Below are 10,133 nucleotides of genomic sequence, written 5' to 3' on the forward strand. Positions count from 1 at the left end.
ACAGGAACTCGTCGAACACGTCGTCGTCCGCGCTGGGTGCACTACTAGACATGCATGCTAGTGAATGCCACGCGAGTATAAATATCTTGTTCCCCCTCTATCGATCTGCGAAAACGGCCGGCGATCGGGGTCGTCGGCGGACCCGTGCGACCGGAGCCGAGGCGCCCTTCGTCCCCGGTGGCGGTGCCGACGCCCCTTTGACGCCCGGGCGTGTGGGGACCGCCATGCCGACAGTCAGCGACACCTACATCGAGAACCGCCAGCGGGTCCAGCCGACTCACACCAACAACTACGAGTCGGCCCACGGGGGCAACGTCGTCAAGTGGATGGACGAGGTGGGCGCGATGTCCGCGATGCGTCACGCCGGGGAGACGTGCGTCACCGCCAAGATCAACGAGCTCGACTTCAAGCGGCCGATCCCGCAGGGCGACACCTGCGTCATCGAGTCGTACGCTTACGCCGCCGGCCGGACGAGCGTCCGAGTCCGGCTTCGGGCGTTCCGCGAGGCGCCGCGCACTGGCGAGCGCGAGGTCACCACGGAGTCGTACTTCGTCTTCGTCGCGGTCGACGCCGACGGGACCCCCACGCCGGTTCCCGAGCTGACGGTCGCCGGCGACCGCTGCCGCGAACTCCGCGACGCCGCGCTCGCGGCCGAGCCGGACGAGGACCGGTGAATCGCCTCGGGATCAAGCCCCGAGGCTTCCCGTTTCTACGACGTGACTTGCAGACACAGACTCAAACTGAGTCGTGTCCGTAGCGGTCACAGTCTCCACAGGCGTATCTTCGGGCCATCCCAGCCCTAATTCAGCAAAGCCTCTCTGCAAGACGTTCATCGCCGCGTTCGCATCCCTGTCCGTCTCGAACCCACAACTCGGGCAGGAGTGTTCCCTGACCCAGATGGGTTTGGCTGTTTCCACACCGCACGAGGCACATTCTTTGGTGGTGCCTCGGCCTTCGACTTGTACGACGTGAGTGCCGTACAACGCTGCTTTGTATTCGAGGAGTGTGATGAACTGTCGCCACGACGCATCCTGCTTGTTGCGGGCGTTGTGAGACTGCTCTAACATTCCCTTCACGTTCAACTCCTCCACGAACACAGCGTCATACTCGCGGACGAGCCATGTCGTTATCTTGTGCTGGTAGTCCAGCACCTTCCGCTCGATGTGACGCTTCACCTTCGCCACTACCCGGCGTTGTTTCTCGTAGTTGTTCGACCCCTTCTCTTTCCGTGAGAGTTCGCGTTGCTCACGCTGAAGACGCTCGCACTTGTCTTCGAGGTCGAGCCAATCAACGATCTCCCCATCGCTGGTGTGGATATAGTTGAGGATGCCGAGGTCGATACCGACGCTGTTGCTCGCGTCCAAAGTGTTCACGTCGGGTTTCTCGGATAGGTTGGCGTCATCGGTTTTCAATCCGAAGGAGACGAACCACTCGCCGATCGTCTCCTTTTTGAACGTGACCTCTTTAATCGTGGCGCGGTCGGGAATCGGCCGGTGGTAGCGGATTTTCACCCAGCCGATTTTACTGAATCGGACGTTAGCGAACCTGTCACGGCCCCTCTTTTCATCGAGGTCGAGCCCACTCTGGTTGTACGTCACGCTCCGATAGTCAGCGGGCATCCGTCTTTAGCTAAGCGAAGAACCGCGTGACAGCAGCGGCTTATCGAGGCTACTTTTCGGAAGGAATGAGGAGGTGTCGAGTGTGTACAACGAGACCTCCTCATCGAGAATCTTGCGTCGTCTCACTACACTGTTTCCCTCTGAGTTCCTTGAAGAGCACGCCGAGGAACTCGGCGTGGTCGAACGGGAGGGGAAGCTTCAGATTCCCGTCCTCGTGTGGGCGCTTGTGTTCGGCTTCGCCGCAGGCGAGAGCCGAACACTCGCTGGATTTAGACGCAGCTACAACTCTACAGCCGATGAGACGATCTCTCCCGGTGGCTTCTATCACCGGTTGACACCGTCACTTGCAGAGTATCTCCGCGACCTCGTCGAGCGTGGTCTCGACGAGGTCGCTGTTCCCGACGCTGTTGACGCTGATATCAACCGATTCAGGGACGTGATGATCGCTGATGGAACGGTGTTGCGGTTGCACGAGTTCCTTTCCGACGAGTTCCAAGCTCGCCACGAGGAGCAGGCTGGAGCGAAGCTCCACCTGCTCCACAATGCCACCGACCAGACGATTGAACGAATCGATGTGACCGATGAAAAAGCGCACGACAGCACGCTGTTCAAGACGGGATCGTGGCTGCATGGACGGCTGGTTTTGTTCGACCTAGCGTACTTCAAGTACCGCCGCTTTGCGCTGATCGACGAGAACGACGGCTACTTCGTGAGCCGGTTGAAGCAGAACGCGAATCCGGTGATAACAGAGGAACTACGGGAATGGCGCGGCCGCGCCATTCCCTTGGAAGGGGAGAATATCCACGACGTGGTCGGTGATCTCTCGCGGGAGTACATTGACGTAGAGGTCGAAGCGGAGTTCAAGCGGGGTCAGTACGAGGGAACACGGTCGCTAGACACGAAGCGGTTCCGCGTCGTCGGCGTCCGGGACGAGGACGCCGACGACTACCATCTGTATATCACAAATCTACCGAGAGAAGAGTTTCTCCCAGCAGATCTAGGGACGCTGTATCGGTGTCGATGGGAGGTAGAAACGCTGTTTCGTGAGTTGAAGACGCAATACGAACTAGATGAGTTCGACACGAGCAACCCTGTTGTGGTGGAGATTTTGCTGTATGCGGCGTTGCTGTCGCTGCTAGTGAGCCGTGAGTTGTTGGATCTGGTCACCGAGCAGGCTGACGACGAGATTGTGTTTCCACCGGAACGCTGGGCGGCGACCTTCCGGTCGCACGCCCAGCTTGTTCTCCACGAACTCGGTGAGTACCTCGGCTACTCACCACCACCGTTGCTGGAGCGGCTCATCGAGGATGCTCAGAAGATCCATCAACAACGACCGATCTTACAAGAGACGCTCGCTACCGCTACACAACCGAGGTGTGAGTCTTAGCTAAAGACGAATGAGTCAGCGGGTGCTTGCGGTTTGAGCCGACCAACGTTGTATCCCTTCTCTTTCTTCTTCGCTCTTGTGAAGTACATTGTTGGTGAGTCAGAGAACTGCTCGGACAATCTCTTTGAGTGCTTCTCTACCCGGTTTGCGGAGGATTCGTCGCCGAAGTTGGAACGGTCTGAGATACGCTGTCAGTTTGTCTTTTGAGACGCCTCGGTGCGGCGAGAGCCACCGTCGCAAAAGCGACGCGTGGCTCTCGCAGGTGTTCACGTGCGCGTCTCCATCAACGTATTCGCCGTCGCCGTGAATCACTGATTCTCGGTGGAAGTTCTCATCATCGTCGAGTGGATCGTAGGCCCGAAATCCGTCGGTATAGACGGTCAGCGACTCCTTCTCGCGGTTGTCGAGAAGGAGTCGGACAGTCGATTCGTCAGCGGATTTCGCTGGAATGACGTATCGCTGATCGCTGCCGCGATCAACGAGTGTGAATACTGGCGGCTTGTCCCCCTCGTATGTTCCCCGTCCGCGTTTCGAGAGGGCACGCGAGCGCGACTCCCGGTCGCGCTCGCGGCCTTTCTTCCCGGCGGAGACGTAGAATTCATCGATCTCAACCGGGCCAACGAGGGAGATGGCTGGCGCGTCGAGCGTTCTGGCGAACTGCTCGACGCGCCGGCGAATCGATCGATACGAAACATCAATTTCAGCGTCTAACTGGCGGATACTCGTGTTGAACCGGAGGAACGAGTAGTACGCGAACAAGAGCTTGTCGAGGCCGATCTTCGCGTGCGCGAAGATCGTGCCGGTCTTGTCGTTGAATGTACGGTCGCAATCCTTACAGAGATACCGCTGATACTCTCGATAGCTGCCGTGTTTGATCACTGATTCAGACTGGCAGCGCGGGCAACAGAGGCCCTCGCGCCAGCGAACCTGCTCCAGCAGGTTCGCGGCGCTCGCCTCCGAACTCAGCAATTCAAATGGAAACATTGCGTTCGGGTGACGCGGACGCGTCGCCCTTGCCCGCTACGCTTTCACAGCGTCAGCTCTACCCGACCAACAATCTGCTTCCGAAGAGCGACGACGGGATTCTCCCCTTGTAGAAGGATAGTAGTCATCAGAGTGTCGTACAGTATCGAAAAGTGACGGCAGCATGGTTGCAGACCTGAAACTCTCTCCGCTCGGGATTCCTCCGGCTGAAGCCGGAAGAGGATGTCAATTAAGTTTGTCCCGGCTGAAGAGACAGTATGCAACAAACACGACGTGGCTTCCTCACCGGTATCGGAGTCACAGCCGGACTTTCTGGGTGTCTCGGCGTAGATGGGGTTACGTACCCGGATGAACCGGATGAGTGGAACACCTCAAACAAAAATTCCACATCCGATAACAAATCCGATGAAGGCGAATCTAATACTGATACTGGACCGCATCCTCCACTCACTGCAGCCACTCGTGAGATCGTTGATGATGTGCTCTGGTTTGCTACATCTTACCAAGATGCAATCGATGTTTATCTTGAGGCGACTGCTGACGTACTTGAAGCAGTATCCTCCCTTAGTGAGTCTATTCGCGAACCAACAGATCCAACAGTTGCAATGGCTGATCGGCTCAAGAATGTAGGATATAGCGCAGCTGAACGCGCTGAAGATGCACTTGAACCACATTTTTCTCCAGCCGATCTTCTTCGTTCAAGAACTGATAGACACATTCCAGTACTCACGAGATCTGCTCGACGGAATGATGCAGACCGATTCTTAGAGGAACTCGACCGGATGCATGGATCATTCTTTCGGATTCAAACGCCGATTTATGTTGCTAAGCGGTTCTCCCGTGATCCGATCCATAATCGCCTCCTTGATCGGCTTGTTTCTGGTCAGGTCGGTGATGTTCTTGTCGGGATTGCTGTCCCCGGTCATCGCCAATTCACAGCACTCGCATACAGTCCACATCCGGATGAATCTGGCACGCATCCGCCAACATTTACTGATGACACACTGTCAGCGGAACGCCGCAAAGCACTACGCAATCAGCTTGGTCCCGTTGTTCAGCCGACAGAGCGCACTGAAGAATTGTTTTTTATTTTTGCGAAACGGCCAGAACTTGCTGCTCGCCGACAAAATGCATTCCGTGGTACATTGGAGGACCTCGAAGGTGTTCCTCTCTATGTCCAGCAGTATCCTGACACTGAGACAGCTGGTAAACGCTTAAACGCTGTATTGGACGCTGGCGATACAGAGGGGCAGGAACCGATCGTTCCAGAAGCTGATGAAAGCGATAGTGCAATTGAATGGCATCGCTACTACCACCGCGAGGCTGGCAGCGATCGAACCGATCTCAACGACTTTCCTGGTGTCCAATATGGTTACTTACTACAGGCGGGTGAGTTTCTTTTTGCAACTGGTTTCTCCGGTGACGCATGGGAGGAACGGACTCGGTGGCAAGGACAGCTAACTGACTCTTGGGTGATGTCCATTCGCTCCTGATCACAGTCTGCAATAGATACCTGCACGTCTTCACCGTAGGAGGATATCAAACCCAGTGCCCGAGTAGATATGTCCCTCCTACAATAACGACTCCGCCAAGGGCGTCACGCGTACGAATTGGGAGCAGAGCTGGGGAAACAGCGCTCCAATTATCCGTAGGTTCCTCATCACCAGTTGTTGTGCTGTTGTTTTCAGATTCGATTGTTCTTGCTGGGTTACTGGTTCGATTTATGGATTCTGTTTCGTTACTAAATTCACTGTCGTCTGGGACTGCTTCGTCATCTCCAGTGCCGACACCCTCAACAGTTTCATTTTGCGGTTTTCGAATATTTGTTGGAATCGTCTGTGTGTGTTGCCCATTCTCGTACCCAATGAGGAGTCTAACAACAGTCGTATCCGGTAGTGCCTTCAGTTTCTGATCAAATTCAACGGATTCTGTCGGTGTACCCGCTTCATACACGCGGACGAGGTCGACCCGTTCACCCGATGTCGTGTCGATCGTCTCAAGTGTTACACGATCGATCCTTGCTTCTGAGATATTTCCGGCAACTCGAACCATCTCTGTTCTGGCGTTGGTTGTGTTTTCTGTAATCGCAACTCTGGGTTCTGGATCATACTCTACTGTGAACGTCCGATTTTGGATATTACCAGCGGCGTCTTCAGCAACAAGTCGGAATTCATTGTTACTATTGTTGTAGTATAGATCCACCGTTGTATCTAGTTCATATGTAAGTCGATTTGGGTCTGGATCAGAATTGCTTCCCATCAGAAGTACTTGTGACCCGTTATTGGTAGTACGGTTAATTTCTATTTTGTGAATCTTTGTTTCATCTCGGACAGTTCCGCGGATGCGGACTGAGTCTGTGTAACTCTTGTTCGGGACGTCGAGGTTGACCTCTGGATCAGTCGCATCATTGACAATTAGCCTGAATGAATCTTTGTTTGTCCGCCCGTTTGAGTCGGTGTACCTGGCGACGATTTCATTTGTCCCGTTGCCGAGCAGGAGATCTTGCGAGAATGAGTTTCCGGGATCTGTAATCTGATGGATTTCCCGATCGTCCTGGATAGACTGGTTGTCGACTTCCCGAGTGAGGGTTCGTTCGATCTGAATCCGTTCAACCTCTGATACCGTGTGAAGGTCGCCAGCTAGTGTTACTTGACCACTAGAAATGTTTGTCTCATTAGCAGGACCGCCTTTGACACTTGTAGAGAACGGAGAGGTGTATCGAATCCGTGGGGAAGCAGTGTTTTTCGTTAGCGTCGTTTTGAAAGTAGCCACACTATCAGCCCTCGCAATCACCTCAACGGTGTTCTCGTTCGGATCGAGCTCAAGTGGGACTGTTTGGTTTAAGCTGGTTGAATTGGGACGGTAAGAATGACGAATTTCACCGTTGATCCGAATTTCTATCAGATTAATTGCTGTATCTGAGGAGACTCTGACATTCGTGGTTGGATCTTCTAACACGACGAACTCTCCACTATCTGTGAGTGAGTCTCCATTAACAGTCATATTAATTGCTGTCTCCTGTGCCGCTGTCGTTCCTATTCCAACACCAGCTGTCATAAGCACGAGAGATAGGACAACACAGAGAGCGAAACGTCGTGTCATACAGGCCATGCAGTTCGATAGGGTGGTATTTTGAGTCATGAATTCAGACATTGGTGGTAATGCTGGTCTCAGATCAATTCAGCTGTACCGAATTCTCACCCTGTCAACACTTGATTATAGCGGGCAAAATACCATCGTTGATATCTCGCCGCGGTTTTTGGTTTCCTTCTCCACCTGGAGGCAAAGGTATCCCACGGTACCCAATCACAAGCTTGGGTTACGAGGCTTTGCCTCAGCTATCGAAACGGTAATCGGGCATCCCCACACAGACAGACGGTAATGCCCTCGCCAGAAGAGACGACCAAGACTGCTCATGCGTTTCTTGCCGATCACCCGGAGACGGAGGACCTACTTGAGGAACTCGTCGAGCGTGACGCGCGCGGAGAACCGTGGACCTTCGACGAGATCGACCTCGATTCTGGCCAGTTCGGCGAACTCGTCTCTCATGATCTGGCGACGAGTGTCGAGGACGGCTACAGGCTGGTCCATCCAGATGCGATCAGTGCCGCACTTGAGACATTCCCCGATGACAGATCGGAATCGACAGCTACGGGCGTTGTATCGACAGCCGAATCTGAGGACACCGCAAACGGCACTACTTCTACCATTGACTCTGCCGAGCGTGATTCCACTGCCAATGCCACGTTACGTTCACTTGCCGATCAGGTCCAAAAGTTTGGACTTCCCAACGCTGACCGGTGGACAGTAGCCGGACTCATCGGTACGCTTCTCGCGGTGACCGCGGCTCGGCTCGTGGCTGCGCCTGATGTGCTCCGCGATGGCTATGTCGTTTCACCCGCCAATGACACCTACTTTTTCCGCTACTGGCAAGAGAACCTCGCCGCCCGTGCAGACAGTTTTCTTGATTTCGCGCTGTTTGCAGATATGGGTGGAGCTGCGAGTACCCGCCCGCTTTCGCACGCGATCAACTGGTGGGTAACCGTGTTTTTCGGCGGTGTCGATGCTGCACCTGCGGTTGCGGCGTGGCTACCAGTTGTGGCTGCGGTCATGCTTGGTTATGTGGTGTATCGGATTACACGGCTGCTGACCAGCGACACCCGTATCGCACTTGCCGCTGTACTCTTTTACGGGCTCGCGCCTGCCAACGCCGTCTACACCTCTGTAGGCTTTCTGGACCACCAAGCGCACCAGTATCTCTGGCTCGGGCTGCTCGTTCTCGGACTAACAGCACTCGCAGTTGACGTCGCCCGGCGCGCGAGCGAGACCGACCCAAAAACAGCTGCGGCCACCCACGCTTATGCCCCGCGATCGTGGATGATCGCTGGAGGACTCGCAGTTGCGGTTGCCGCCTCCGCACATCTGTGGGGCGGCTCGCCGCTCACTTTCATCCCGGTTGCGGCCGTGGTTGGCTTCCGAGCCGCACTCGACGTGCGTCACGACGCCGCGCCGGCACTCGGAGCGGCACCAACAATTGTGGGGCTCGCCCTTGGGGCACTGCTCGCGATCGGCGCGCACCTCTGGCTGGGCTGGCACGAGTCTATTGCGGCGGTCACACCTGCTCTCGTCGCGGGCGGAGCGATCGTCGTCGTCGCGCTTGCTGAGGGATGGCGGCGAACTGACCTTCCGGCTGCAGGACTCGTCGGTCTCGAGGTAGTCGTCGCCGTCGCCGGGCTCATCGCGTATCGGGTGGCTCGACCAGACGATGTGGCTCGGTTCCGAACACGGGCCGGTGACCTCTTCTTCCGTGAGGGGGCCACAGAGACGGTCTCGCTGTTTAGTCCCGACTTTGCCGTCGTGTTCGGACCACTGCTCCAGTTAGGACTTGGCTTCTACCTCGCGATCGGTGTGCTCGTGGCCGCGACATGGGGGCTCGCCAGACGCTATGAGCCCGGATGGCTCGTGGTCGTCTGTTTCGCGTGGTACTACATCCTGCTCGCGACGATTCAGGTACGGTTTGCCGGACAGCTTGCGATCGTCATCGCACCGTTCGCCGGGATCGGCTTGCTCTACGTACTTGCCGCCATCGACATCGCTCGTCCGGTTGACTACCTCGGGCGTGCGGGCGCGAGGGCACGCGACGATACGACCAACGCCGGTCGCAGATCGCTTCTGGATCGTGTCGGCGGAGATGACGCTGACATATCATCGGATGGGCTGGTGTCGTCGGGTACATCACGCATCACGCCACAGTTGCCTGATGGAACTCGGGTACGAGGCTATCTTGTCGCCGCGGTGGCGTTCGTCTTACTGTTCAATCTCGTGCTTGTGCCACCGCTGGTCGGGCAGACCACACACGATCAAGCCCAGTTCGACGCGGCGATGACAGTCGATGCGCACGCTGACACGGTTGATCGCGAGTATCCGCAGAACTTCGTGTTGAGCCAGTGGGGCGACAACCGGATGTACAACTACTTCGTGAGCGGTGAGTCACAGAGCTATGGGTACGCTCAGTCCAATCACGAGTCGTTCGTCACAGCCGAGGATCCAGACGGATGGTACGATCGATTCCACGAGCGGGTCGGGTACGTCGTACTCACGGAGCGCTCGGGAAACCCGCCAGCGAACTCGACGTATGGACAGTTGTATGAGGGCTACGGTGTGGGCGTCAACGACACTGTTGCGACTGGCCACTACCAGTTGCTCACCGCTGATGAGGGTGTCCGGACATTTGCACTTGTGCCGGGTGCGACGTTGCGGGTTACCGGCCAAAACGGTGAACGCGTCACGGCGAGCACACCGGTATCAATTGGCGACGAGACAGCGCAGTACGCACGCGAAGGTGCTGTTTCTGAGGGTGTCGCCAATGTTCGCGTCGCGCATCCCGGCGAGTACACAATCGGGAATCGGACGGTGACGGTGTCTGCTGAGGCAGTGGTGACTGGCTCACAGGTGAACGTGACTGGTTGAGCTACTCTCGTGGGATCCTGTCGTTGGCTCACCGAAAGCACGCTCACGTCAGTTCAATTGTGTTGCTGTGACGAGACCATCCGTTGTAGTTTAACTCCTCGTGCCAGCACCGTCTGCTGATCTGAATACCGTTGGAACTACTTGTCAGAGAAACCCGGTGGCTGCTGTGAGTT

At 56.1% G+C, this 10,133-nt stretch carries 6 protein-coding genes and 1 pseudogene; 4 read left to right on the top strand and 3 right to left on the bottom strand.

Going from position 1 to position 10,133, the window contains the following annotated elements; translation table 11 throughout:
* The first annotated feature begins 224 nt into the window (after window positions 1–224).
* Window positions 225–674, top strand: a complete 450-nt coding sequence (locus ESO89_RS17725; protein ID WP_128906686.1) for an acyl-CoA thioesterase — start codon at window positions 225–227, stop codon at window positions 672–674.
* Window positions 675–686: 12 nt separating this feature from the next.
* Here the strand turns inward: ESO89_RS17725 and ESO89_RS17730 are convergent.
* A pseudogene (locus ESO89_RS17730) lies at window positions 687–1,625 on the bottom strand (RNA-guided endonuclease InsQ/TnpB family protein); the annotation flags it as partial.
* A gap of 106 nt (window positions 1,626–1,731) precedes the next feature.
* On the opposite strand from ESO89_RS17730, the gene ESO89_RS17735 reads away from it, so the two are divergent.
* Entirely contained in the window at window positions 1,732–3,006 is a 1,275-nt protein-coding gene (locus ESO89_RS17735; protein WP_128906734.1) for an IS4 family transposase, read from the top strand.
* Window positions 3,007–3,105: 99 nt separating this feature from the next.
* Here the strand turns inward: ESO89_RS17735 and ESO89_RS17740 are convergent, their stop codons facing one another.
* Window positions 3,106–3,990 (bottom strand): IS1595 family transposase, encoded by an 885-nt coding sequence (locus ESO89_RS17740; protein ID WP_128906735.1) that lies wholly within the window; start codon window positions 3,988–3,990, stop codon window positions 3,106–3,108.
* 257 nt (window positions 3,991–4,247) lie between these two features.
* On the opposite strand from ESO89_RS17740, the gene ESO89_RS17745 reads away from it, so the two are divergent.
* A complete protein-coding gene (locus ESO89_RS17745; RefSeq protein WP_128906736.1) occupies window positions 4,248–5,483 on the top strand; it encodes a hypothetical protein in 1,236 nt (411 codons plus the stop codon).
* Window positions 5,484–5,529: 46 nt separating this feature from the next.
* On the opposite strand, the gene ESO89_RS17750 is transcribed toward ESO89_RS17745, so the two are convergent.
* Window positions 5,530–7,092: a hypothetical protein gene (locus tag ESO89_RS17750; RefSeq protein WP_128906737.1), complete on the bottom strand. Its 1,563-nt coding sequence runs from the start codon at window positions 7,090–7,092 to the stop codon at window positions 5,530–5,532.
* Between the two features lie 279 nt (window positions 7,093–7,371).
* On the opposite strand from ESO89_RS17750, the gene ESO89_RS17755 reads away from it, so the two are divergent.
* Window positions 7,372–9,960, top strand: coding sequence for a hypothetical protein (locus tag ESO89_RS17755; protein WP_128906738.1), 2,589 nt, complete (start codon window positions 7,372–7,374; stop codon window positions 9,958–9,960).
* The last annotated feature ends 173 nt before the right edge of the window (window positions 9,961–10,133 follow it).

Origin of the sequence: Halorubrum amylolyticum (genome assembly GCF_004114995.1) — an archaeon.
GTDB classification, from domain to species: Archaea; Halobacteriota; Halobacteria; order Halobacteriales; family Haloferacaceae; genus Halorubrum; species Halorubrum amylolyticum.

Bases quoted from the DNA above. Each gene is read 5' to 3' on its own strand.
- ESO89_RS17725 (WP_128906686.1), top strand. From the start codon at position 225: ATGCCGACAGTCAGCGACACCTACATCGAGAACCGCCAGCGGGTCCAG.
- ESO89_RS17740 (WP_128906735.1), bottom strand. From the start codon at position 3,990: ATGTTTCCATTTGAATTGCTGAGTTCGGAGGCGAGCGCCGCGAACCTG.
- ESO89_RS17745 (WP_128906736.1), top strand. From the start codon at position 4,248: ATGCAACAAACACGACGTGGCTTCCTCACCGGTATCGGAGTCACAGCC.
- ESO89_RS17750 (WP_128906737.1), bottom strand. From the start codon at position 7,092: ATGACACGACGTTTCGCTCTCTGTGTTGTCCTATCTCTCGTGCTTATG.
- ESO89_RS17755 (WP_128906738.1), top strand. From the start codon at position 7,372: ATGCCCTCGCCAGAAGAGACGACCAAGACTGCTCATGCGTTTCTTGCC.